The sequence below is a fragment of the Paenibacillus hemerocallicola genome, from assembly GCF_006265175.1.
Taxonomy (GTDB): Bacteria; Bacillota; Bacilli; order Paenibacillales; family NBRC-103111; genus Paenibacillus_AB; species Paenibacillus_AB hemerocallicola.
Genome location: NZ_VDCQ01000001.1, coordinates 194,456 through 217,324 on the forward strand (window position 1 = coordinate 194,456; position 22,869 = coordinate 217,324).

Here is a 22,869-nt window from a genome sequence, read left to right on the forward strand (position 1 = left end):
CACGATTTTATAGAGACAGCCCAGCAATGGAAGAATGCGCCTATTCTTCCATTGTTTTTTGTTTTTTCAGCAAAAAATGTCCCCTTGCCAAAACTTCTTCATTGCCGAATCGGGATGCAATGTGGTACCATCGAAATTGTTTCTTCATCGTTGCATACATGTAAAATACAGATTTACAATCGTGCGCTGAACAGAAATCCGTTGTCGTACGGTAAATCGAAGAGGAGAGGTTATCATGACGAACTTGGCTAAGATTGCCGTGCTGCGTGACCGGGAAGCCATATCCAAACTGCAATCGTTCGGACTGAATGCATTCGGACTGTACGTAGGGGAAGTGCTGGCACACGCAGGTATGAGCTTTGTCGAATTACATGATGCGGGCGAGGCGGAAACGTGCGGCTGCGATGTCATCGTTGCTGCGGCATGTGCCGAAGACGACCGTACGGTCAAACATTTGACTGCATACATGGAAAGCGGCGGTATCGTCATAAGCTGTGCCGGGTTGAACAAGCTCGGGGGAAAGCTGGGTTATGCGAAAGCGGAAGAAGTGGCGGTAGGATACGCCGATCTGGGGAACAGCGGCTCCGAGAATACGCCGTTGCGATTTTTGGGAGCGACTCCGTGGCGTCCGGTACTAGCCGATCGCACGATCCCTTCGGCAGAGAAAGGCTCGATATTCCGCGATCGGCAGGATGGCGCGTTTGAAGGCGCCGCCCTTCAAATTTTCCCGGTTGGAAACGGCCGCTTGTACCGTTGGTCCGTCGATATATGGAACACGATCGTACATTTGCAGCAAGGAAATGGTCCGGTTCTGGAAGACGGCGCTCCCGCATCCGACGGAACGGGCGCGTTGAACGACAACATATTGAAAGCGGACGATCAAGCGGCAGTAGACTGGGAGCTGGACCGCAAAATTACCGATACGGGCATGCCCTATTTCGCTTATCCGTACGCGGATTTGTGGCGCGAGGCATTTCTGGGCTCGCTATTGGAAGCCATTGTCGCGGACGGGAAAACGTTGCCGTTCATCGGCTATTACCCGGATGGCATATCCCATGTGCTGATGGTGTCCCACGATAGCGATCAGAACAAGGATCAATACGCCGAAGCGACGCTCGAGCTGCTGGCCGAGGTCGGACTGAACACGACTTGGTGCATGCTGGAGCCCGGATATGGAAAGCCTATTTACGAGCGGGTTAAAGAAGCCGGACATGAGCTTGCCTTTCACTTTAACGGTCTGGAAACCCAAAAAGGAATATGGTCGGAAGAAGAATTCGCCCGCCAGCTGCAATGGCTGAAGGATGCCGCGGAGCTGGAATCGGTTACCTCGAACAAAAATCATTACACCCGGTTCGAAGGATGGGGAGAGCTGTTCGAATGGTGCGAGCGCAACGGGATTGCCGCCGATCAGACGCGGGGGCCGAGCAAGAAGGGGAATGTCGGCATGCTGTTCGGCACAAGTCATCCGTATTTCCCGATCGCTTGGGCAAATGACGGCAACCGGATGTACGACGTACTGGAAATGAGCTTCCTGACCCAAGATTTGGAGCTGTCGACCTTATCCGATAATAGTGTAATCCGTCCGTTTCTGGAACAAGTAAAGCGGGTGCGCGGAGTGGCCCACTTCCTGTACCATCAGGTGCATATTCACAACTGGGAAGCCGTACGGAATTCGATCCGGAAATTGGTTGCGGAAGCGCGTCAACTCGGTTTCGATTTTTGGACAGGAAAAAAAGTGAACGACTGGGAGCGATATCGGCGCAGCTTGAAAGCGGGTGTTGGCGAAGATGGAAGTATTCGTTTGGACGGCCCATCATCGGACTACGACATTGTCGTGTACATTCCCGCAATATCAAGCGCCACGGGCGATTTCGGCTCCGAGACGGTCGAATGGTACGGCATCGCCTGCTACAAAAAGGTATTGCGTATTTGATCTTTCCGCGTTCATTAACGATAACGTAATAAAGACCGTTTAAAGACAGATTTTGCGTCATGCAAACCTTGTAATCGGAAAACATTACGAATATGATGTAGGTATGGGGTAGTCTTGTAAACGCTTTACCGTTTCGTTAAGAAACGCAAATCAAACAGGAGGAGTGCAAGAGTGAAGACAGATCATGTTGCTACAGGGAACGCAGACGAATCAACCGGCATCAAGCAAAGGTTCCTCCTGCTCGGAAGAGCGCTTGTCCGCTACAAGTATTTTTACTTGATGATGCTGCCAGGCGTTCTGTATTACATCATTTATCATTACATTCCGATGGGCGGCTTGATGATCGCGTTCCAAAAGTACAACTTGGGCAAAGGCATTTTCGGCAGCGAATTCGTAGGATTCGAGAACTTCCGTACCGTATTTACTTCGCCGGATTTCCCGGATCTTATCCGAAATACGCTGCTCATCAGCTTTTACAGAATCGTTTTCAATATGTTGCCGGATGTGCTGCTAGCGCTCATCTTGAACGAAATCCGGCTGCAGTGGTTCAAGCGCATCATTCAAACGGTAACCTACGGTCCGTACTTTTTGTCGTGGATTATCGTGTACGGTCTCGTATTCTCGTTCCTTGCACCTGACGCGGGATTGATCAGCACCTGGTGGAGAGACAATACGGGAGAAACGTTGAATCTGCTGACCGATAAAGACTGGTTCCGTCCGATTCTCATTTTGACCGATATATGGAAGAGCACCGGCTACGGCGCCATTATTTATTTGGCGGCTCTCGCCACGATCAACAATGAGCTTTACGAGGCGGCCGTCGTCGACGGTGCCGGACGCTGGAGACAAATATGGCACATTACGCTGCCGGGTATCCGGGAAGTTTTCATCCTGCTGCTCATTTTGCGTATCGGACATATTTTGGACGCCGGTTTCGAGCAAGTTTATATTTTCTTGAACGCTCGCGTGTATGAGGTCGGGGACATTATCGATACTTGGGTTTTCCGACGAGGAATCGAAAGCTTGGATTTCAGCGTGGCATCCGCGGTCGGTTTTTTCAAATCGGTCATCGGGTTTCTGCTGGTCGTTACGGCGAACAAGGTTTCGAAAAAACTCGGCGGGTCCGGGATCTGGTAGGAGGTCACAGCGATGTCATTCATACTCAAAAAGACCAAATCCGATTATGTTGTCGACTTTTTCATCTACCTGTCCATGACATTGTTCGGCTTTGCCACATTGTTCCCCTTGTATTACGTCATAGTCATGTCCATTACTCCGATCGCCGAGGTGCTGCGCAACGGCGGGTTCGTCATTTGGCCGAATGAAATCACGACGGAAGCGTACAAATACATTTTCAGCAGCAACCGGATCCCTAACGCATTATGGGTTACGATCAGGGTTACGGTTATCGGTACGTTTTGCAACTTGCTCATCACTACATTTTTGGCCTATCCGCTGTCAAAAAGATATTTGCCGGGACGCAATATCGTGCTCATGGGTATCGTCTTCACGATGCTGTTCTCCGGCGGCTTGATTCCGCTGTATATCGTCGTCAAAGCGACAGGGCTGTTGAACTCGATCTGGGCGCTCATCATCCCGGGTCTCGTTTCTTCCTTCAACCTGCTTATCATGAAAACTTATTTCGAGAACTTGCCGGGCGAGATTGAGGAAGCGGCCAAGGTGGACGGTTGCAGCGACATGCAGACACTGTTCAGAATCGTTCTGCCGCTCTCGATGCCGATTATGGCAACGCTCGGCTTGTTCTACGGGGTAGGTCACTGGAATGCCTATTTCGGCGGTATTATGTATTTGACCGACAAGGATCTGATGCCGATACAGGTCGTGCTCCGCAATATGATCGTATCGCCAAGCGTGAGCTCCGAGCTCAATGTCAACGCGAGCGACCTGCAGACGCTGCCGCCGGAAACGATCAAGATGGCGACCGTCGTCGTGGCCATCATCCCGATCCTGATCGTCTACCCGTTTTTGCAAAAATATTTTGTCAAAGGGATGCTGCTCGGTTCCATCAAAGGATAACCGGTGGCACAGCCCGGGAAGAGAGGGGCTTATGCTCCTTTTTTCCGTTTCGCCGACGCACAATAATTTCTGCACGATCCGTATGGAAACGATTTTCGTTTCTTGCGGATCTTTTTTCTATTTAGAAAAAGTTTTTCTTGATGTGAAAGAATTGCTATGTTACGATGATCGCGAAAAGTGTTTTCGGGCTCGATTCGGGACCGGAGGCGCGCGAAACAATCGGGGAGTGGATCGAAGCCATGGAGCAATGGGATACTCCATCCGTCCAGATCGATTTGGACGTATTGGACCGGAATTTACGGGAGACGGCGAATGCCGCAGCCAGAGCAGGCGTGAAGCTGCGGCCGCACACGAAGACGCACAAAAGCGTCTGGATCGCCAAGGAGCAGCTCCGGTACGGAGCGACAGGAATTACGGTAGCCAAGCTGGGCGAAGCGGAAGTAATGGCGGAGGCCGGCATAAACGACATTCTGATCGCGTTCCCGGTGATCGGGGCGCCGAAGCTCGAACGGCTCGGAAGGCTGATGGAAAACGCCAAAATTACGCTCAGCACGGATGATGTAGACGTCGCGCGCCAATTGTCGGCGTTCGGCAGAAGCTTGAATCGGGAAATCTCTCTGTATGTCGACGTGAATACGGGGCTGAACCGGTGCGGCAAGGAGCCCGGCGATGAAACGGCCGACGTCGTGAAACGGATTACGGACCTGCCGAATATACGGGTAACCGGTCTGATGACCCATTCCGGACACGCATACGGCTATAACAGCAATGATGCCGTCCGGGAAATAGCAAAGCAGGAAGCCGAAAGCCTTCTTTTGACGAAAAGGAAGGTGGAGGAAGCCGGCATATCCATCGAAGAGATCAGCGTGGGCTCGACTCCGACCTCGAAGTTCGTCGCCGACATAGCCGGTCTCGGCGTGACGGAAATGCGCCCCGGCGCTTACGTATTCGGCGACGGCACGCAATGGACGATGGGACTGATCGGGCAAGAGCTGCTTGCCATGACGATCGTCGCTACTGTCGTCGGACGTCCGAGACCCGGAACGATCATTATAGATGCAGGCTCGAAAACGCTTAGCAGCGACGTAAGCAAGTACCATCCGGGCTACGGCATTATTTTGGGGCATTCGGGCGCCGTCATCGAAAGGCTAAGCGAAGAGCACGGCATCGTGAAAGTTCCGGACAGCGGAGCGTACGAGATCGGTCAGCAATTGAGAATCGTGCCGAATCACTGCTGCGTCGTGACGAATTTGCAGGACCGGCTAACGGGAGTCCGCAACGGACGGTTCGAGAAATGGCTCCCCGTCGATGCAAGAGGACAAATACGATAACCCAACTGATGAGAGGATGAAATGATCATGTCTATCGAAATCAAAGCTCCCAACGCACCGCAATTCCCGCTTCCGTTCTCCCATGCGCTTCGCGCCGGCGACTTCGTGTATGTATCCGGTCAAGTCGGCGTCAATCCGGAAACCCGCGAAGTCGTAGGAGATACGATCGAAGCGCAAACGGAACAAAGCGTGCGCAACATCGAGACGATTCTGCAGGCGGCCGGCTTGACGCTTGATCATGTCATTAAAGTAAACGCACATTTGACGAGTATCTCCGATACACCGGCTTACAATAAAACTTACGAAAATCTGTTCAGCAAGCCTTATCCGACAAGAACGACCGTGCAGAGCGGGTTGGGCAACTATTTGATCGAAATCGACGTGATCGCATACGCTCCGACCCGCAGAGGAGAAGGCTAATGGACAGAAACGTTCTATCCGATCGAATCGCGTTATGGATCGAGGGGCACAAGGCGGAATCCGCCGCCTTGGCCTCGGAGCTGGTCCGCATACCGAGCGTAAATCATCCGCCCAATGGAAATGAAGCCGCTTACCAAACGTATTTCGGCGATCGGCTCCGCTCGATGGGGGCCGAGGTGACGACGTACGAGCTCGACACCGTGCCCGGCCTGAAGGAGCATCCGGCTTATATGAATACCCGCAACTACGCAGGCCGTCCCAATGTGCACGGCTTGTTCAGCGGAACGGGCAACGGCCGCTCGCTCGTTTTTTCCGGCCACGCCGATACGGTATATGAGGGTGTAGAGCCGTGGCAGGACGGCCCTTTCTCGGGGACGATCCGGGACGGCAAGCTGTTCGGACGCGGTTCCTACGACATGAAGGGCGGAATGGCCGCCGCATTGGAAGCGGTACGGTGCTTGCAGGAGTCGGGTATACGGTTGGCGGGTAACGTATATATAGAAAGCGTAGTAGACGAGGAGCACGGAGGGGCGAACGGAACGCTTGCCGGCAGGCTGATGGGGATTAACCCCGATATGGCGATCATCCCCGAGCCGACCAACCTGATTCCGTATCCCGCTCACTTGGGCGGAGGAATATGGAAGGCGGAGTTTTCCGGCAAAAGCGGTATCGGATTCAATGGCGAAGAACTGATCAGCGCCTTGGATGCGACGGTTTCGTTTGCCATGCTGCTGCAAAAGTTCAAATTGCGCCTGAACGAGCTTGTGAAGCCGCATCCGCTGTGGAGCCATACGGACAGGGGAATCGACGTAGTCGTATTGTCGATCTTGTCGGGCGATACGAAACGCGAGCTTCAGGAGAAGCTGCCTGCGGACGGCAAGCTCAATTTCTGGATCGAGGGTTATCCGGGAATGACGGCCGAGCAAATTCTCGCGATGCTGGACGAATTTTATGAAAGCGAGCTGCCCCATTTTCCGATCCTCGCCAAATGCCGGCCGACCATCACTCCGCTTATCCGGTATTTATCCGGAAGCGAGATGCCGGCCGGACCGCAAACGGATAGCTTTCTCGCGAGCGTCCGCAGCGCGGGCTCGATCGCCCTCGGCCATGAGACGGCACGCGGTCAAGGCTCTCCGTTCGCCTGCGACGGCTTTATGTTCAACCTGCACAGCCCGACGCCCGCGCTCGTGCTGGGACCGTCCGGTGCCAACGCGCATGCGGCCGACGAGCAAATGGATTTGGACAGCTATTACACTTTGATCCGCTGGTATGCCGAGATTATGGTCGATTGGTGCGGAGCGGAAGGGGAATAATCGATGGAGCAAACGAAAACGAACCGTCCCAAAGTCATCGGAGTCGTCGGAGTCGTTCACGAGACGAATACGTTTGCACCCGGCTTGACGGGACTTGACGCCTTTAAAAACGATTGGATTGTCGGAACGGCCGCTTTCGTCGATCGCTATACGGGAACGAAGACATCGATGGGCGGCGTGATCGACGCGGCCCGCGATCTCGGCTTGGAGCTGCGTCCGGGCTTCTACACTCAGGCGACGCCGAGCGGTATGGTGACCGACGACGCTTTCAATGCGATCGCGGACGGGATAGCCGATTCGGCGGATCACGATGTCGACGGGCTTGTCGTCATTTTGCACGGTGCGATGGTCGCTTCCTCGTATCCGGACGCGGAAGGAGAAATTTTGCGCCGGCTGCGGGCGAAGTTCGGCAGAAGCTTGCCGATGGCCGTGACGCTCGATTTGCACGGAAACATCAGTCCGGAAATGGTTGATTTATCGGACATTATCGTCGCCTACGACACGTATCCGCATGTCGATACATACGACAGGGCGGTCGAGGCGGTACACCTGTTGAACAGCCAGCTGAAGGGCGATATCAAGCCGGTTCAACGGCTCGTCCATACGCGGATGCTGGTCGCTCCGCAAGCGATGCTGACCGCATCGGGGGTTATGAAGGAAATGATGGACCTTGCCTTCGAGCTGGAAAAGGTGCAAGGCGTGCTCAACATATCGGTAGCCGGAGGATTCCCATACAGCGATGTCGAGGATGCGGGCATGACGTTCGTCGTCACGGTCGACAATGATCCGGAGCTTGCCGAGCGGTGCTGCGAGCAGCTGCGGGCGGCCGCCTGGGATCGCAGAGAGCGGTTCACCGTTCAACAGCTGGAGCCGGCCGAAGCGGTAGCCATGGCAGTCCGCCATCCGGAAGGACCGGTCATTCTGATCGAAAGCTCGGACAATGTCGGAGGAGGCTCTCCCGCCGATGCGACGCATATATTGCCTCACCTGCTGACGGCTCCGAAAAAAAGCTTGATCGTGATCCGCGATCCCGAAGCGGCGCGCCTTGCGGCGAAGCACGGAATCGGGGCGGTGCTGCGCTGCGCAATCGGAGGGAAAAGCGACGATCTGCATGGCGAGCCCGTCGAGATCGAAGGCCGGATTCGCACTTTGTTCGACGGCAACTATCGCCATATCGGCGCCTATATGACCGGCCAGTACGCGCGGATGGGCTTGACCGCCGTAATCGAATGCGGCAACGTTACGGTCGTTTTGACCGAAGAGCGGGTTGCCCCGTGGGATCCGGGCCACGTCAAGTTCGTCGGGCTTCAGCCCGAGCAATTCCATATGATCGTAGTGAAAGCGGCCATTGCCTGGAGAACCGCTTTCGGCGATGTGGCCAAGCTCGTGATCGAGGTGGACACTCCGGGCTGCTGTACGGCCAATATGCACCGTTTTCGTTACGAAGCCGTAAAAAGACCGATTTATCCGTTGGATTCGATCGAATAGACATCGACTGGAGAGGGGAAACAAGATGAAAACTTTTGAGAAATCCCGCGCGAAGCTTGCGGAAGCGAAGCAAGTATTGGCAGGAGGAGTGGCAAGCACGCTTCGCGGCTCGATGAAGCCGACGCCGCTTTACGTCGAATCGGCATCGGGCGTAACGGTCAAGGACGTCGACGGAAATGAATATTTGGACTACCAGTTGGCCTACGGTCCGCTAATTTTGGGTCACGCCCATCCGGGCTTTAACGAGAAAGTAAGCAAGGCGATGGCAAAAGGGATTACGTATGGCTTGCAGCACGACGGAGAAATCGAGCTGGCGCGCCGTCTGACCGAAGTATTGCCGTGCGCCGACAAAGTCGTCCTAAGCGGATCCGGCACGGAAGCGGTCATGCTGGCGCTTCGATTGTCCCGCGCCTATACGGGCAAGAGCAAGGTGGTCCGGTTCCACGGCCACTATCACGGCTGGTCGGACTCGATCTTCACCTCTTTTCCGAGTCCGGACATGATGCAGAAGGCGACCTCCGCCGCCGCAGACAGCGTGCCTCCTGGCACGAAAGGGCAGAGCGAGCTTAGCTTGCAGGACGTCATCCTGCTGCCTTGGAACGAGCCCGAGACGCTGGAGGCGACGCTCCGCGCGCATGCGCACGAAATCGCGGCCGTCATTTCCGAGCCGGTCATGTGCAACTCCGGCTGCATTTTGCCGCTGCCCGGCTATTTGGAACAAATTCGCGAGTTGACACGCGAGCTGAATATCGTGTTTATTATGGATGAAGTAATTACCGGCTTCAGGCTCAGCCCTGGCGGCGCACACGGCCGGTTCGGAATCAACCCGGATCTCGTGACGGTCGGGAAGGCGCTTGGCGGCGGTATCGCGGTCAGCGCTGTCGGCGGACGCAAAGAAATATTCGAGCTGATCGATTCGGAGCAGGTGAGCCACCTCGGTACGTTGAACGGCAACGGAGTAGCCACTTCCTCCGCTCTGGCCGTACTCGAGCTGCTGACCGAAAACGACGGCGCCGTTTATGGTAAAATGGAGGACAATGCGATCAAGCTGGCAACCGGAATTCGCGTTTTGTTCGAAAAGCATGGTCATCGCGGCGTAGTCAACCAAATCGGGCCGGTATTCCATTTCATGTTCATCGAAGAAGACGAAGTCACGCATTTCGATACGTTCCAAAAGCGCAATTCGGGCAAATACGCCAAATTCGCCGAGCTGATGCTGGACGAAGGCGTTCTCGTTCGGCCGAACGGACTGTGGTATATTTCGACCGTCCATGAGGCGGATCATATCGAGAAGACGCTGCAGGCGATCGACCGGGTGTTCGTGCGGCTGACGGAGGGGAACTGACATGAGGCTCTCCGGCAAAGTCGCGCTCGTTACGGGCGGTTCTCACGGCATCGGTCAAGCGGTCGTGCTCCGGTACGCGCGGGAAGGCGCGAAGGTTGCGCTGTGCGGCAGAGGAAAAGCCGCGCTTGAGGAAACGGTCGCCTTGATCCGGGAGCAGGGCGGGGAGGCGCTCGCCTTCGAAACCGACGTTTCCGACAAAGGCCAGGTCGATCGGTTGATCGACGGCATCGTGGAGCAATGGGGCAGGCTCGATATTGTGGTGAACAATGCCGGCATTTGCGAGGTATCGCCCTTCCTGGATATTACGGAAGACCAATGGGACCGCCATATGAATATTAACCTGAAGGGCGCCTTCCTCGTCAGTCAGCGCGCGGCCCGCGAGATGGTGCGTCTGGGAAGCGGAGGCTCGATCATCCAGATGTCGAGCGTAAACGGCATTCAGGCGGAAAGCGATCAGGTTCATTACAATACGACCAAGGGCGGCATGATCAATTTATCGATGTCCATGGCGCTGGAGCTGGCGGAGCACGGCATCCGCGTTAATGCGCTTTGCCCCGGCTTTATCGAGACCCGGCTGACAAAGCCGCTGATCGACAACCCTCCGGCCATCGCCGACTATTTGCGCACGGTCCCGATGAAACGGGTAGGCCAACCGGAGGAGATCGCCTCCGCGGCCTTGTTCCTGGCATCGGATGATTCGTCGTACGTGACCGGAACTTCCATGGTCGTCGACGGCGGACAACTGATCAAGCTATCTTAATTGCACCGTTTATAAGCCAAGAAGGCTGCGTTCCGCTTCGGGAACATTCTGCCAAGCTCGCCGGAAAGGGGTATTTATGAAAGAGACCGAGAAGCAAACGACTACGGTAAAATCCGCCGACCGGGTGTTGGATATATTCGAGCTGTTCGCCGAGCGGCACGAGCCGATCAATTTGACGGAGCTGTCGCGGGAATTGGAAATGCCGGCAAGCAGCGCCTACAAGCTGCTGCAAAACTTGCTCGCGCGCGGGTACCTGGAGTCCGACAAACAGGGCAAGACGTTCCGTCTCGGCTACAAGCTGTTCGAAATCGGCAGCAAATACGCCCAGCGGACCGATCTTGCCGGCGAATTCCAGCTTTCCGCGCAAAAAATGATCGACGACATCAACGAGTCGGTATTTTTGACGATCCGCAATGGGGAAATGGCGCTTTATATCGCCGAGAAGCAGAGCACCCATCCGGTTCGCTTCGTTTCGCACCTCGGCATGCAGCTGCCGCTACATGCGACGGCTATGGGGAAGGTGCTGCTCAGCGGAATGCCGGAGGTGGAGATTGCGAAGCTTTATCCGGATAAGCAGTTGGGCAGGCTGACGGATACGACCATAACCGATTTCGGAGAATTGATGAAGCAGATCGACCGAATCCGGGCAGACGGAGTCGGATATAGCATTGGCGAATCGGTTCACGGCATACGCTGTGTCGCCGCACCGATTTATGGGGCTTCGGGACAGATCGTATCCGCATTGGGCGTGTCGATGCCGGAATCGAGATGGGAGCCGGTCATGTGGGAGCGAATCGGACAATCCGTTCTGCAAGGAGCCAAAGAAATCAGCACGAAGCTTTATTATATGCCGTAAGCGAAGCTTCACATAAAAATCTTTAAATGGTGTTTACATGCCGCCCCGCTTGAATTACCATAGAGAATGACGGTTCAATCCGACGCAAGCCGGGAGGCTCAGACGACTGATGATCATCGATATGCATACGCACGTCTGGGGCGGCAGGTACGAGCCGCATACCCATGATTTGATCGCGAATTGCGAACGGTACGGCATTGCCAAAATCATCGTTTCCGGAATCGCGCGGCAATATCCGAACGAGGCCGAAATCGAGCAGCATAACAACGACATCGTCCGTTTCCGCAAGGAACGCCCTGATTTGGTCGAAGGATACGTGTACGCCAATCCGCGCCATGCGAATGCGGAGGACGCGCTTCGACGCGGTATCGAAGACGATGGAATGGTCGGACTGAAGCTGTGGATCGCCTCTTACTGTGACGATCCTCTCGTTTATCCGCTGGTCGAGCGCTGCATCCGGCTGGATGTGCCGATTCTGCTGCATGCCTTTCACAAAGCCGTCAATCAATTGCCTGACGAGACGACGGGCGAGCATGTAGCGAGGCTGGCCGACCGGTACCCCGAGGCTAAGCTGATCATGGCTCATTTGGGCGGCAACGCGTACCACGGCATCAAGGCGGTCCGCGATAAGCCGAACGTATGGACCGACTTTTCCGGCTCCCTGTTCGGCAGGGAAGACATCGATTATGCCGTGAGCCAGCTCGGCTCCGACCGGGTGTTGTTCGGCTCGGATATGCCAGGCTGCTCGTTCATTACGAATTATGCCCAGGTTCAGGAAGCGGATTTGACACCGCGTCAAAGGGAAGACATTTATTCGAACAATGCCATAAAGCTGTTCCGGCTGAGCATCTGACATTTCGAGGCGCGGCGGACAAGCTGGGATTGGACGGAAAATTGCCAAACGGGGGAGGACTTAACGGTGAAATTCGTCACTATTCAAACGAATAACGAGAACCATTTGGGCGTGAAAACCGATCGCGGCATTTTGAACGTAACGGCCGCAGCCCGTTCGGGCAAAGGAAGCTCGCTTCCGGTAACGGTACATGAGCTGATCGAAGGCGGAGCGGCTGCCCGGCAAGCGATAGAGTCGCTCGTGCGCGAAGCGGAGTCGGATTCCGCGGCATGGCTGAATGCCGATTCGGTCGTTTACGGCCCGTGCGTAACACGTCCGGAGAAATTGATTTGCGTCGGTCTGAACTACCGCAAGCATGCGGAGGAAACGAACGCGAAAATTCCGGAGTACCCGATTTTGTTCAACAAATTCAACAATACGTTAACCGGTCATGGTCACGACGTCGAGCTGCCGATCACGTCCAAGGAAGTGGATTACGAGGCGGAGCTCGCCATCGTCATTGGCCGCCCGACGAAGCATGTCAGCGAGGAGGAAGCGCTCGATTACGTATTCGGCTACTGTGTCGTCAACGACTTGTCCGCCCGCGACCTGCAGCTGCGCACGAACCAATGGATGCTCGGCAAAGTATGCGACGGCTTTTCGCCGCTCGGACCGGAGCTTGTCACCGCGGACGAGATTTCCGACCCGAACAACCTGCGGATCAGCTGCCATGTGAACGGGGAGCAGCGCCAAAACTCCAACACGTCCGACATGATTTTCAACTGTAAACAAATTATTAGCTACTTGTCCCGCCATCTTACGCTGAAACCGGGCGACGTTATTTTGACCGGCACGCCGGAAGGGGTCGTTCTCGGATATCCGCCGGAGAAGCGCGTCTACCTGCAGCCGGGCGATGTCGTCACCGTGTCGATCGAGAAGCTCGGATCCATTACGAACAAGATGGTCGCGGAGAAGGTTTAAAGGTCGGAACGAGTATGTATCGGTTAACAATCAGGAAAGCACCTTCATGCGAAGGTGCTTTTTTTGACGTTTGTTTCATATTAATATTGGAAGCGATTACATTCAGGAGAGGAGTCGTTGTTCCCATGGGCTTGTTTCTAATCTGCATGATGGGATGTCTGGCGTTTTTTGGCGTTGTCATATTGCTTATATACCGTTGGATCGAAGCGGATACGTATGAGTATGACATGCGGTATATTTGGGACTTTCATCGGGTTACATTGGAACAGATGGAATTCAAGTAAAGGGAAGGACGGACAACGACGACCTGCGATTGGAAAGGCAAACATGTGGTTCAAACGTCATCCTGCAGTGCCACTATGCGTTTAGTGCGCTTGAGCGTAAAATTCGGAAAGTTGAGGCAGACCCGGGCTGTACGGCGAAAGGACCGTGCGGCCTATTTTTTATGCGACGAATCCGGGGGAGGTTATGCTCTCGTCGGTTGGAGTGCATCCGAGCCGGGAGATTGGACCTGGAGGGAACAGCGAAAATCGGTTCCACGCATAATCGGATTGATTTAACATATAATGGGTGCTACTATGAGTATGAGGGACGTAAAAAGTCCTATAGGGACGTATTATGTCCCAATTATCGAAAATTGGGAGTGACGCCAACGTGATGTTGTATCCCGAAATCGTATTGCCGCGACTGCGTTATCGGTTTTGTCCAATGTGCAGGGAAGCTCTTGCGAAAAAGATTTTGAACGATGATGATTTGGAGCGGGTATGCTGCCTCTCGTGCGGCTGGGTCCATTACCCGACGAACGCGATGGGAGTCATCATTATCGTTGCGGTAGAGGACCGCATCGTCGCGATTTTACCGCCGAGTGCGCCGAAAGAGTATCCGGCGGCTTTGCCGGGGGGGCATGGAGAGTATTGGGAGTCTCCGGAGGAAGCGGCCGTTCGGGAAGCCTATGAGGAAACCGGATTTCATGTTGCGATTACGGAGTTGCTGGGTTGGGGCTTTAACAAAAATGCAGGTTATCCCGGACCGATGCTCCATTTTTACTATGAAGCGAAGGCGATCGGAGGGAGTGCGAGAGACAGCGAGGAGGGGCGCGTACACTTATACCGGCCGGACCAATTTCCGCCGATATCCCCGCAGCGCGGAGGCAGCAGGAGGACGATGGAGCTGTATTTGGAGCGAAAGAAATATCGTTCGCCCTTGTGAGGGCGATCCGACTCCCGGGGGATATCAGCTCAGCTCGGAAACCGGACCTATGAGGATAACAAATAGGCTACACCGTATGGCTCAGGAGGCTGTACCTGGCATCGGCAGCACATAGAACAGAATTGCAACGAAATGGCAGACGCTTCCGCCGATGACGAACGTATGCCAAATCGCATGATGATAAGGAATTTTGCGCCAAATGAAAAAAACGGTCCCGACCGTGTAGAAAATGCCTCCGCCTACCAGCCACAGCAAGCCGTTCCAAGGAAGCTGCTCATAGAGCGGTTTAATGGCGAACACGATCAGCCAACCCATGGCGATGTAGAATACCGTAGAGAGCATGATGAACCTGCTGACGAAATATGCCTTGAAAATGATTCCTGCTACCGCCAAGCCCCAGACGATACCGAATATGGTCCAGCCGAGCGGGCCGCGGAGCGTAACGAGAAGGAAGGGCGTATACGTTCCGGCGATTAGCAAATAGATGGCGGAATAGTCCAAAATCTCGAAGATGTCCTTCACTTTTCCTTCGCGAAAGCTGTGCAGCAGCGTGGAGCAGGTGTAGAGCAGAACGAGAGTCGTGCCGAAAATGCTGAAGCTGACAATGTGCCACACGTCGCCGTGCAGGCTGGCGAACACGACCAGTATGGCAAGCGCAGCCGCGCTCAGCATAGCGCCTATGCCGTGACTGATCGCGTTGGCGATTTCTTCGCGAACCGAATACTTCATCGATAACTCCCCTCGCTTACTGTGATTTGGTTTTATTTTAGCTTATTGGAGCGCGGAAGGAAAGAAACGCTGACTTTGCCAAGCCCGCAATCGGCAATCGGCATTTTTTGCAACCGGAGCGTGCGAAATCCCGTATGAAAGGTAGCAGTGGAAAGGAGTATTGACCGTGGCAAGCTATAACAATATGGGTGGAGCGCCGAAACGCGCGACATTTCGCGATTTGCGGGCATGGCGGAAGGAACGCAAAGCGAAGGTGAAAGATTTGTCGTTTGTGGTTCCCAGTTCGCCTTCCGATCCGACAGAGCTCGAATCGTATGCGGAAACTCCCCGATTCGCATGGGTCGGACATTCCACCTTTTTACTCCAATCGGGCGGTATGAACATACTGACCGACCCGGTATGGGCGGAACGGATGGGCTTCGAGCGACGGCTTTCCCCGCCCGGAATCGCGGTGGAGCATCTGCCCGATATCGATATCGTTCTGCTGTCGCACAGCCATTACGATCATCTGCACATCCCTTCATTGCGTTTTTTGAAAGGCAATCCGATCCATCTCGTTCCGGAGGGCGTAGGCAGCTTGCTACTGCGAAAAGGTCTGTCCAACGTGAAGCAGTTCGGCTGGTGGGAAAGTGCGAAGGTCGGCAAGCTGGCCTTTACATTCGTGCCGGCCGAGCACTGGACCCGCAGAACGTTATGGGATATGAATCGTTCCCATTGGGGCGGCTGGATAATCGAGACGGGACGGGACGAAGAGGAAGAGAGCCGGTTGGATGCGAAGAAGACCGTTTATTTTGCCGGCGATTCCGGTTACTTTCCCGGATTTGCGGAAATCGGGAAGCGATTCCCCGCAATCGATATCGCGCTAATGCCGATCGGGGCTTACGAGCCGGAATGGTTCATGGCTCCTCAGCACGTCTCTCCGGAACAAGCGGTTCAAGCATTCATGGACGTAGGGGCGACCACCTTCGTGCCGATGCACTATGGTGCGTTCCGTCTGGCGGACGATACGCCGAGAGAGGCGCTGGACAGGCTGCATGCCGCTTGGCAAGCGAACGGATTAAGCTCCGGGAGACTGCTCGTGCCCAAGCTTGGAGAACTGGTTCCGATCCATTAGCGGGCGAGTGTCGGAAGGTTTGGTGAGATTAAAGCAAAGAGGCTTCGGGGTCCGATCGGTCCCAAAGCCTCTTTTTCGTTATCGGGTCATGCCTCGATATGCTTGACGAACTCGTCGTCCGTTCCTGCGATCAAGGAGGACGGCTTTCCGGCGTACATGACCCACAAATCGTGCAGCGCCCGGGTACAGCCTACGTACATCAGCTTGGCGTCGTGTTCATTGGCTCCGTAATGTTCCTCGTCCGCGTCGATCAGGATGACCGCGTCGAACTCGAGCCCTTTGGCGAGATGGACCGGGACGACGGATAAGCCGCCTTCGTATTTTTGCCGCTGGGCGTCGATCAGCGTCGCCGATATGTCCTCGTGGAGCAGCGCGGTATGCAGCTGCTTGCACTCCTGCTCGGTTCGGCCGATCACCGCAATCGTGGAAGCGGGCCCGCTCTCCAATTTGCGCAGCGCTCGAACGATCGTATCGGTTCGCCGCTTCCGGTCATGGCATAGCATCTTCACTTTCTCGCCGCTGCGGAAAACGGGAACCGCCTGCATCGCGTCCGGTATGCCGTTTGCCAGGACGGCATTAGCGAAACGGATAATTTCCATCGTGGATCGGTAGCTTCTCTCCATCGTGAAATAAGCGCGATCGTCCGCCTCGAACAGGCTCAGAAATTCGTCCCACGATCGGATTCCTTTGTAAGCGTGAATGCCCTGGGACATGTCGCCCAATATCGTAAACGATCCGCTCTTGACGTGGTTGTTAAGCAGCGCTACTTGAAAAGGCGAAAAATCTTGAGCCTCGTCGATTACGACGTGGTCGAACGTGCGGTCGCCGTCAATACCGTACAAGCCGTTATAGATCAGCATCATCGGTGCAAGATCTTCGGGATAAACCTTGTTTTTGCGGAATGCAAGTACCGATTCCTCCGCCACCTGAGCCGGGATGGTCAAATCTCCGAGCGTTCTTGACGATGCGCCGTCTTCGCGGGCCGAATTGGGGAAGAGCGAACGGTAAAAGGCAAAGGGCGTATCGTCCGGCCATGTTTTCCAGAACGTTTTCAGCTTTTGCGTCGCTTTCTTTTTGCGTTCCTTCCGAACGTTCGGGTCACGCGTCTCGTTCAGCTCCATTTCGAGCCAGCGTTTGATTCTTCCTTCGACGCGTTCCTTCCGTTTCATTAGAGGGTAGTGACGGTATTCCTCATGGAACCATTCCCGCATTTTGTCGGCAGAGCATTTCGCGCCAGGCCATGGCTCGAAGTCCGACTCTGGGACAAAACAGCGTTCGAAATCCGCGAGGGCGCCCCGTATCGCTTGCATGAAGCGGAGCGAGCCTTTGAAGCGGCCAGGCGCCTCATCGTCGATAACCGGCTTTTCGCCTCCATAGGCGAACCATCGGGCCCGTCGATCCGACTCGTCGGCCAGCGTGATCCGGTCGGCCAGCGTTTCCAGCGCCCAATCCTCGAACGTCGTCTGCTGGATATGGCCGACGCCCAGCTCCGGCAGAACGGAGGAAATATAATCCAGAAACATCCGGTTCGGCGCCAATATGATCATTCGCTCGGCGCGGATTTGTTCGCGGTATTGATACAACAAATAGGCGAGTCGGTGCAGCGCGACGGTCGTTTTGCCGCTCCCGGCCACGCCTTGGATGACAAGCGCCGTATTTTTCGCGGAACGGATAATTTTGTCCTGTTCGGCCTGGATCGTGGAAACGATGTCCCGCAGCTTGTTGTCCTTGTTCTCGCCGAGTCTGTACAGCAAAAATTCGTCGGTTACGGCCGGACTGTCGCTATTGCGGTCGTACGTGTCGACGACGCGCTGCAATATTTGTTTGCGGATCACGAGATTCCGCTTTAAATAAACGAGTCCTTCGATCTCGCCGTCCGGCGCTTCATAGGAGGCAGGCCCTTCGCCGCCCGTAAACGAATAGAACAGGCTGGCTACGGGCGCCCGCCAATCGATGACGAGCGGTTCTCCGGACGTATCGTGGTCTACGCCGAATTTGCCGATATAGAGCTGACGGCTGGAAGCGTCCTTCGGCTCTTTGAAATCGAGCCTTCCGAAGTAGGGCTCGTCCGTGGCGCCGGATAAATTGTGGCGAGCCGTTTCGCGTATCGAGTCCAATACCTGCTCGGTCAAATTATCCCCGAAATACCGCGGAACCGATTGCAGCTCGCTTAGCTTCCGGTCGATCCATGCCGACGTATGCTCCAGCTTTTCCAATTCCTCTTGATAGGCACTTTGAATCTCCAATTCAGTTACCTCCCAACCATCGGCTTGACGTTCCGGAACAAAGCCTGAGCCTGACCCTGACCCTTTCCTTCGAAGTACGGGAGGGGCTCTGACTTTGCTCCTACAAAAAACAGACCTTCATACTACCATACGAAGGAGCAAAAAGAAAATGCGAATTCGGCTATATCGGTTTTTTCCGGTTGCCGACGGTACGGCGCAGGCAAAAAAAGGAACGGCGTTCCTTAATTTTCGGTGAAAAAAATGGCAGACAAACCGGCATGGTCCGGTTACAATGAGAAAGGAACAAAACCAAGCGGAGGGATTCATTCATGAAAATCGGAGTAAGCACTTATAGCTTGTCCAGGGCAATCGCAGCCAAGGAATTCGACATTTTGGGAGCGATCCAATGGATCGCCGACAACGGCGGACAGCATGTCGAGATCGTGCCGATCGGCATTTCGCTGGATAGCGATCCCGATCTGACGGACGCGATCGTGAACAAAGCGAAGGAAGTGGGAATCGACATTTCCAACTACGCCATCGGAGCCAAATTCATCGATCTGGACGAAGCCGGTTACCGAGCCGAGATTGACCGCGTGAAAAAGCACGTGGACGTCGCCAATCGTCTCGGCGTCAAAAGGATGCGCCATGACGTAGCGTCCAGACCGATTCCGGAGACGGGTACCGCCCAATTCGAGAAGGATTTCGATACGATCGTCAAGGCAAGCATGGAAATTGCCGATTATGCGAACCAATACGGCATCGTGACGAGCATCGAGAACCACGGTTTTCACGTTCAGGCGACCGAGCGCGTGCACCGGATCATCGAGGCGGTCAACCGTCCGAATTTCCGTCATACGATCGATATCGGCAACTTTTTGTGCGTAGACGAGAATCCGGTGTCGGCCGTCAAGAAGAGCGTATCGTACGCTTCGATGGTTCACCTGAAAGACTTTTATGTCCGTCCTTCTTACCGCAATCCGGGAGAAGGCTGGTTCCGTACCTCGAGCGGCAACTATTTGCGCGGCGCGATCGTCGGCCAAGGCGATATCGATATGTATGAAGTGATCCGCGTCGTGAAAGCTTCCGGCTACGACGGATACGTGTCGATCGAGTTCGAAGGCAAAGAGGAATGCAAATGGGGGACGAAAGCGGCTATCGACAATGCGTTCCGCATCTGGAACGAAGTATAAGCCGTTCGTGAAACTCGTATGAAACATCCCAAAATTCCCGACCTGAACAATACGTTATTGAAAATATCGAGCATCTACAATTCATTGACGAAATCGGAGCAGAAAGTCGCCGACGTCGTCATGAAGGAGCCGGAGGCCGCTGTTTTTTACACGATTACCGATTTGTCGGAAAAGTCGGGCGTAGGAGAAACGTCGGTCATCCGGTTTTGCCGCAAGCTCGGGTTCAAAGGCTATCAGGAATTCAAGCTGTCCGTGGCCCAAAACTTGTCGACTCCTTCGCAAAATATTCACGGCGACATTCAGGACCATGACGAGCTGTCCGTCGTCGTGAAAAAAATAAGCTCGATGAATCGGCAAAATATCGAGAATACGACGACGCTGCTCGACGAAGAAAGCTTGCGCAAGGCGATTGCGATCATCCGCGAGGCGAAGAAGCTGTATTTCTTCGGGGTCGGCTCCTCCGGTATCACGGCGCTTGACGCCAAGTACCGGTTCATGCGGCTCGGCTACGATTGCTCGGCGGAGAATGATGCGCATATCATCGCGATGAATGCGGCGCTGCTGAAAAAGGGCGACGTCGTAATCGGAGTTTCTACGTCCGGCAGCACGAAGGATCTCGTCGATGCTCTGGAAATCGCCAGACGGAGAGGGGCTCGCATTTTATGCTTGACGAGCCATGCCCGTTCGCCGATTACACAGTTCGCTGACGTCGTCTTGTTGACCGCTTCTAAGGAAAGTCCGCTGCAAGGAGGTTCGTTCTCCTCCAAAATGTCGCAAATCCATGCACTGGACGTCTTGTCCACAGCCGTTGCGCTCGGTCAAAAGGAGCGTACGTACGAGGCATTGGAGATGACGGCCAAGGCGGTGCTGGACAAACTGTATTGAGCATGCTGTACGGCAAAATGCTTGCAAAAAAGATGCACTCCGCTTTATTAGCGGGTGCATCTTTTTTGCGCTTTGGATTATTTCCCTTCGATGTAGCGCGGATTCCTTCGGGTTGGACGTGGATAGCAGTCTTTCACTTCCCACACGTGCAACCGCTCAATCCGAACAAGCATAAAAATGCGCGAAAAGGGCTTGTCTGTTAACATCGCACCCAAATTCATATAGTCAAATAACGCTGCAAAGATTACTCGCCGTGTAAAGCTCCGCTTCCGCCGTCTCTCATCATGGCGCGATACTCGCTAGCCGTTTGCCCTTTCATATCCCGGAAAGCGCGAGCGAACGTCCGGAACGAATCGAAGCCGACGGCAGTTGCGATATCGGTTACCGACATGTTCGTATGCAGCAGCATCGTAATCGCGCTTTCGATACGAAGCTGCCGGACATAATCGTGAAATCGTTTACCGGTCTGCTCCTTGAACGAGCGGCTGATGTGGGGCACGCTGTACCGGAACTGCCGCGATAAATCCTCAAGCGCAAGCTTCTCCGTATAATGCAAGTGCACGTATTGAAGCAATGGCGACATTTTTACGGATTCTTCAGGGCCATCCTTGATCGGGGAGCGGTCATTCCCTGTTGCGTTGCGCACGAACAGCAGAAGGGCCTCGCTAATTTTCAGCCTGATCATATGACGACTTCCCGGAGTATCCGGCATGGCGTATTCCTCGTGCAGCTGTCTCATCGTCGCCATCATGCGTTCCGCCGCGTCACCGTCAAAATCGGCGAAAGAGGAGGAGGTCGTTCCGATTCCGTATACGAGACGGGAAAATTCCGGGTCCTCGTACTCGCTGAACAGCAGAGGCAAATCGAACATGCAGCGGTATTTACTCATCGTTCGTCCCGGGTCGCTCTCCAGCTTATGCATATGATGGGGGAGCAGAAACGAAGCGGTGCCCGGCCGAATGCGGTGAGCCACCCCGTTTATGGACTCCGAACCGGTTCCCTCGATGAAAAAGGAAAGCTCCGCATAATCGTGATGGTGAAGCGCCGATTGCGTAACCGTACCGATATTGATAAAAAAACGCTGCTTGCCGTCCGCGGACATCTTCAGGCCGCCGATATGCTCTTGGTATTCCGGGTATATGGTTTTCGCCATATTGTTCCCCCTTGTCAGTTTCAATCCACGCCCCGTATGGGGAGCGACAAAACGATTAAAAAATGACATCTGGCGAAGCCGTTTCTGTCATGTGGCGCTTTCCCTTTTATTATATAGTTACATACGAGAAAAGGAAGCCCCATTTACCGCTTCGGAGACGGCTGTCCGAAGTTCGGCCGGGCTAATCTGCTCTAGGAGGATGGGCCGTGAAAATGCTCATCATGACCGACATGGAAGGCGTAGCCGGGATGATCAATCACGACGACTGGGTCGTCCCCGGCGGCCGGTATTACGAGGACGGGAAGAAGCTGTTGACGATGGAGACGAATGCCGCCATCGAAGGGTTCGCGGCAGGGGGAGCGAATGAGTTTATAGTCGTGGACGGACATGGATACGGCGGGATCAACCATTTGCTCCTGGACGCGCGGGCGCGGTTTATGCGCGGCCCTTACCATGGAAACTACTACTCGATGCTGGATGCCTCATTCGATGCGATTGCTTGGATCGGCCAGCATGCCAAGGCGGGAACTCCTTTTGCGCAAATGGCGCATACCGGCTGGTTCAACGTAATCGATTATACGATTAACGGCACATCGGTCGGCGAGTTCGGACAGCTGGCGCTTTGCGGGGCTTCTCTCGGTATACGCTCGATATTCGGCGCCGGGGACGAAGCTTTCGCAATAGAAGCTGCGGCGTTGGTCGAAGGAATCGAGACGGTTTCCGTCAAACGCGGACTCATGCCGGGAAGCGGAGACGAATTTAACACCGAGGGCTACAAGGAACGCAATAACGGGGCGATTCATCTTCATCCTGAAACCGCGAGAGGCCGAATTCGCGAGGGAGCCGAACGAGCGGCGCGCCGGTTTATCGAGAACCGGGAGCAATTTGCGCTGCTGCGGGCGAAAGCGCCGTTCAGGAGGGAAATCCGTTTTCGCAGCGACGGAACGAAAGCCGCTTATACGCTGCGCGACGAGCATCCCGACAGCATTATTCGTTTGTTGGGCGGTAAGCTGGTAAATGCACATATCCAATAACGATTTGCAAATTATCCATTGAAGGAGTGTC

The 22,869-nt window shown here is 54.6% G+C and carries 21 protein-coding genes; 18 read left to right on the plus strand and 3 right to left on the minus strand.

Going from position 1 to position 22,869, the window contains the following annotated elements; all coding sequences use genetic code 11:
• The first annotated feature begins 235 nt into the window (after positions 1-235).
• The 14 genes from FE784_RS01075 to FE784_RS01135 all read left to right on the plus strand — a co-directional run bounded on the left by FE784_RS01075 (position 236) and on the right by FE784_RS01135 (position 14,505).
• Complete coding sequence (locus FE784_RS01075) at positions 236-1,933, plus strand: polysaccharide deacetylase family protein (protein WP_139600260.1); 1,698 nt, start codon at positions 236-238, stop codon at positions 1,931-1,933.
• Positions 1,934-2,104: 171 nt separating this feature from the next.
• Positions 2,105-3,070 carry an ABC transporter permease gene (locus FE784_RS01080; RefSeq protein WP_246131839.1) on the plus strand — a complete coding sequence of 322 codons (966 nt, stop codon included), beginning with the start codon at positions 2,105-2,107 and terminating at the stop codon, positions 3,068-3,070.
• 12 nt (positions 3,071-3,082) lie between these two features.
• A complete protein-coding gene (locus tag FE784_RS01085; protein WP_139600261.1) occupies positions 3,083-3,970 on the plus strand; it encodes a carbohydrate ABC transporter permease in 888 nt (295 codons plus the stop codon).
• 164 nt (positions 3,971-4,134) lie between these two features.
• Positions 4,135-5,301: an alanine racemase gene (locus FE784_RS01090; protein ID WP_139600262.1), complete on the plus strand. Its 1,167-nt coding sequence runs from the start codon at positions 4,135-4,137 to the stop codon at positions 5,299-5,301.
• Positions 5,302-5,328: 27 nt separating this feature from the next.
• Positions 5,329-5,721, plus strand: a complete 393-nt coding sequence (locus FE784_RS01095; protein ID WP_139600263.1) for a RidA family protein — start codon at positions 5,329-5,331, stop codon at positions 5,719-5,721.
• On the plus strand, positions 5,721-7,034 hold the full coding sequence (locus FE784_RS01100) for a M20 family metallopeptidase (protein ID WP_139600264.1): 1,314 nt from the start codon (positions 5,721-5,723) through the stop codon (positions 7,032-7,034). The genes FE784_RS01095 and FE784_RS01100 overlap by 1 nt, the downstream gene beginning before the upstream one ends.
• A 3-nt stretch (positions 7,035-7,037) precedes the next feature.
• Positions 7,038-8,522 (plus strand): M81 family metallopeptidase, encoded by a 1,485-nt coding sequence (locus FE784_RS01105; RefSeq protein WP_139600265.1) that lies wholly within the window; start codon positions 7,038-7,040, stop codon positions 8,520-8,522.
• A 25-nt stretch (positions 8,523-8,547) separates the two neighbouring features.
• Positions 8,548-9,867 carry an aspartate aminotransferase family protein gene (locus FE784_RS01110; RefSeq protein WP_139600266.1) on the plus strand — a complete coding sequence of 440 codons (1,320 nt, stop codon included), beginning with the start codon at positions 8,548-8,550 and terminating at the stop codon, positions 9,865-9,867.
• 1 nt (position 9,868) lies between these two features.
• Complete coding sequence (locus FE784_RS01115; RefSeq protein WP_139600267.1) at positions 9,869-10,627, plus strand: SDR family NAD(P)-dependent oxidoreductase; 759 nt, start codon at positions 9,869-9,871, stop codon at positions 10,625-10,627.
• Between the two features lie 76 nt (positions 10,628-10,703).
• Positions 10,704-11,483: an IclR family transcriptional regulator gene (locus FE784_RS01120; protein WP_139600268.1), complete on the plus strand. Its 780-nt coding sequence runs from the start codon at positions 10,704-10,706 to the stop codon at positions 11,481-11,483.
• A 109-nt stretch (positions 11,484-11,592) separates the two neighbouring features.
• Entirely contained in the window at positions 11,593-12,336 is a 744-nt protein-coding gene (locus FE784_RS01125) for an amidohydrolase family protein (protein ID WP_139600269.1), read from the plus strand.
• Positions 12,337-12,402: 66 nt separating this feature from the next.
• Positions 12,403-13,296 carry a fumarylacetoacetate hydrolase family protein gene (locus FE784_RS01130; protein ID WP_139600270.1) on the plus strand — a complete coding sequence of 298 codons (894 nt, stop codon included), beginning with the start codon at positions 12,403-12,405 and terminating at the stop codon, positions 13,294-13,296.
• Positions 13,297-13,421: 125 nt separating this feature from the next.
• Positions 13,422-13,580: a hypothetical protein gene (locus FE784_RS40630; RefSeq protein WP_176705873.1), complete on the plus strand. Its 159-nt coding sequence runs from the start codon at positions 13,422-13,424 to the stop codon at positions 13,578-13,580.
• A gap of 373 nt (positions 13,581-13,953) precedes the next feature.
• Positions 13,954-14,505, plus strand: a complete 552-nt coding sequence (locus FE784_RS01135) for an NUDIX hydrolase (protein ID WP_246131856.1) — start codon at positions 13,954-13,956, stop codon at positions 14,503-14,505.
• 81 nt (positions 14,506-14,586) lie between these two features.
• Here the strand turns inward: FE784_RS01135 and trhA are convergent, their stop codons facing one another.
• Positions 14,587-15,234 (minus strand): PAQR family membrane homeostasis protein TrhA, encoded by a 648-nt coding sequence (gene trhA / locus FE784_RS01140; RefSeq protein WP_139600272.1) that lies wholly within the window; start codon positions 15,232-15,234, stop codon positions 14,587-14,589.
• Positions 15,235-15,400: 166 nt separating this feature from the next.
• On the opposite strand from trhA, the gene FE784_RS01145 reads away from it, so the two are divergent.
• Positions 15,401-16,348 (plus strand): MBL fold metallo-hydrolase, encoded by a 948-nt coding sequence (locus FE784_RS01145; protein ID WP_425465517.1) that lies wholly within the window; start codon positions 15,401-15,403, stop codon positions 16,346-16,348.
• An 86-nt stretch (positions 16,349-16,434) separates the two neighbouring features.
• Here the strand turns inward: FE784_RS01145 and FE784_RS01150 are convergent, their stop codons facing one another.
• On the minus strand, positions 16,435-18,594 hold the full coding sequence (locus FE784_RS01150; RefSeq protein WP_139600273.1) for a HelD family protein: 2,160 nt from the start codon (positions 18,592-18,594) through the stop codon (positions 16,435-16,437).
• Between the two features lie 308 nt (positions 18,595-18,902).
• On the opposite strand from FE784_RS01150, the gene FE784_RS01155 reads away from it, so the two are divergent.
• Positions 18,903-19,766, plus strand: a complete 864-nt coding sequence (locus tag FE784_RS01155; RefSeq protein ID WP_139600274.1) for a sugar phosphate isomerase/epimerase family protein — start codon at positions 18,903-18,905, stop codon at positions 19,764-19,766.
• An 18-nt stretch (positions 19,767-19,784) separates the two neighbouring features.
• Complete coding sequence (locus tag FE784_RS01160) at positions 19,785-20,651, plus strand: MurR/RpiR family transcriptional regulator (protein WP_139600275.1); 867 nt, start codon at positions 19,785-19,787, stop codon at positions 20,649-20,651.
• Positions 20,652-20,895: 244 nt separating this feature from the next.
• Here the strand turns inward: FE784_RS01160 and FE784_RS01165 are convergent, their stop codons facing one another.
• Positions 20,896-21,804 carry a helix-turn-helix transcriptional regulator gene (locus tag FE784_RS01165; protein WP_176705875.1) on the minus strand — a complete coding sequence of 303 codons (909 nt, stop codon included), beginning with the start codon at positions 21,802-21,804 and terminating at the stop codon, positions 20,896-20,898.
• 212 nt (positions 21,805-22,016) lie between these two features.
• Here FE784_RS01165 and FE784_RS01170 point away from each other — a divergent pair, with 212 nt between their 5' ends.
• Positions 22,017-22,838 (plus strand): M55 family metallopeptidase, encoded by an 822-nt coding sequence (locus tag FE784_RS01170; protein ID WP_246131857.1) that lies wholly within the window; start codon positions 22,017-22,019, stop codon positions 22,836-22,838.
• Positions 22,839-22,869 lie beyond the last annotated feature (31 nt).

Bases quoted from the DNA above. Each gene is read 5' to 3' on its own strand.
- FE784_RS01075 (WP_139600260.1), top strand. From the start codon at position 236: ATGACGAACTTGGCTAAGATTGCCGTGCTGCGTGACCGGGAAGCCATA.
- FE784_RS01085 (WP_139600261.1), top strand. From the start codon at position 3,083: ATGTCATTCATACTCAAAAAGACCAAATCCGATTATGTTGTCGACTTT.
- FE784_RS01090 (WP_139600262.1), top strand. From the start codon at position 4,135: ATGATCGCGAAAAGTGTTTTCGGGCTCGATTCGGGACCGGAGGCGCGC.
- FE784_RS01095 (WP_139600263.1), top strand. From the start codon at position 5,329: ATGTCTATCGAAATCAAAGCTCCCAACGCACCGCAATTCCCGCTTCCG.
- FE784_RS01100 (WP_139600264.1), top strand. From the start codon at position 5,721: ATGGACAGAAACGTTCTATCCGATCGAATCGCGTTATGGATCGAGGGG.
- FE784_RS01105 (WP_139600265.1), top strand. From the start codon at position 7,038: ATGGAGCAAACGAAAACGAACCGTCCCAAAGTCATCGGAGTCGTCGGA.
- FE784_RS01110 (WP_139600266.1), top strand. From the start codon at position 8,548: ATGAAAACTTTTGAGAAATCCCGCGCGAAGCTTGCGGAAGCGAAGCAA.
- FE784_RS01115 (WP_139600267.1), top strand. From the start codon at position 9,869: ATGAGGCTCTCCGGCAAAGTCGCGCTCGTTACGGGCGGTTCTCACGGC.
- FE784_RS01120 (WP_139600268.1), top strand. From the start codon at position 10,704: ATGAAAGAGACCGAGAAGCAAACGACTACGGTAAAATCCGCCGACCGG.
- FE784_RS01125 (WP_139600269.1), top strand. From the start codon at position 11,593: ATGATCATCGATATGCATACGCACGTCTGGGGCGGCAGGTACGAGCCG.
- FE784_RS40630 (WP_176705873.1), top strand. From the start codon at position 13,422: ATGGGCTTGTTTCTAATCTGCATGATGGGATGTCTGGCGTTTTTTGGC.
- FE784_RS01135 (WP_246131856.1), top strand. From the start codon at position 13,954: ATGTTGTATCCCGAAATCGTATTGCCGCGACTGCGTTATCGGTTTTGT.
- trhA (WP_139600272.1), bottom strand. From the start codon at position 15,234: ATGAAGTATTCGGTTCGCGAAGAAATCGCCAACGCGATCAGTCACGGC.
- FE784_RS01155 (WP_139600274.1), top strand. From the start codon at position 18,903: ATGAAAATCGGAGTAAGCACTTATAGCTTGTCCAGGGCAATCGCAGCC.
- FE784_RS01160 (WP_139600275.1), top strand. From the start codon at position 19,785: ATGAAACATCCCAAAATTCCCGACCTGAACAATACGTTATTGAAAATA.
- FE784_RS01165 (WP_176705875.1), bottom strand. From the start codon at position 21,804: ATGGCGAAAACCATATACCCGGAATACCAAGAGCATATCGGCGGCCTG.
- FE784_RS01170 (WP_246131857.1), top strand. From the start codon at position 22,017: ATGCTCATCATGACCGACATGGAAGGCGTAGCCGGGATGATCAATCAC.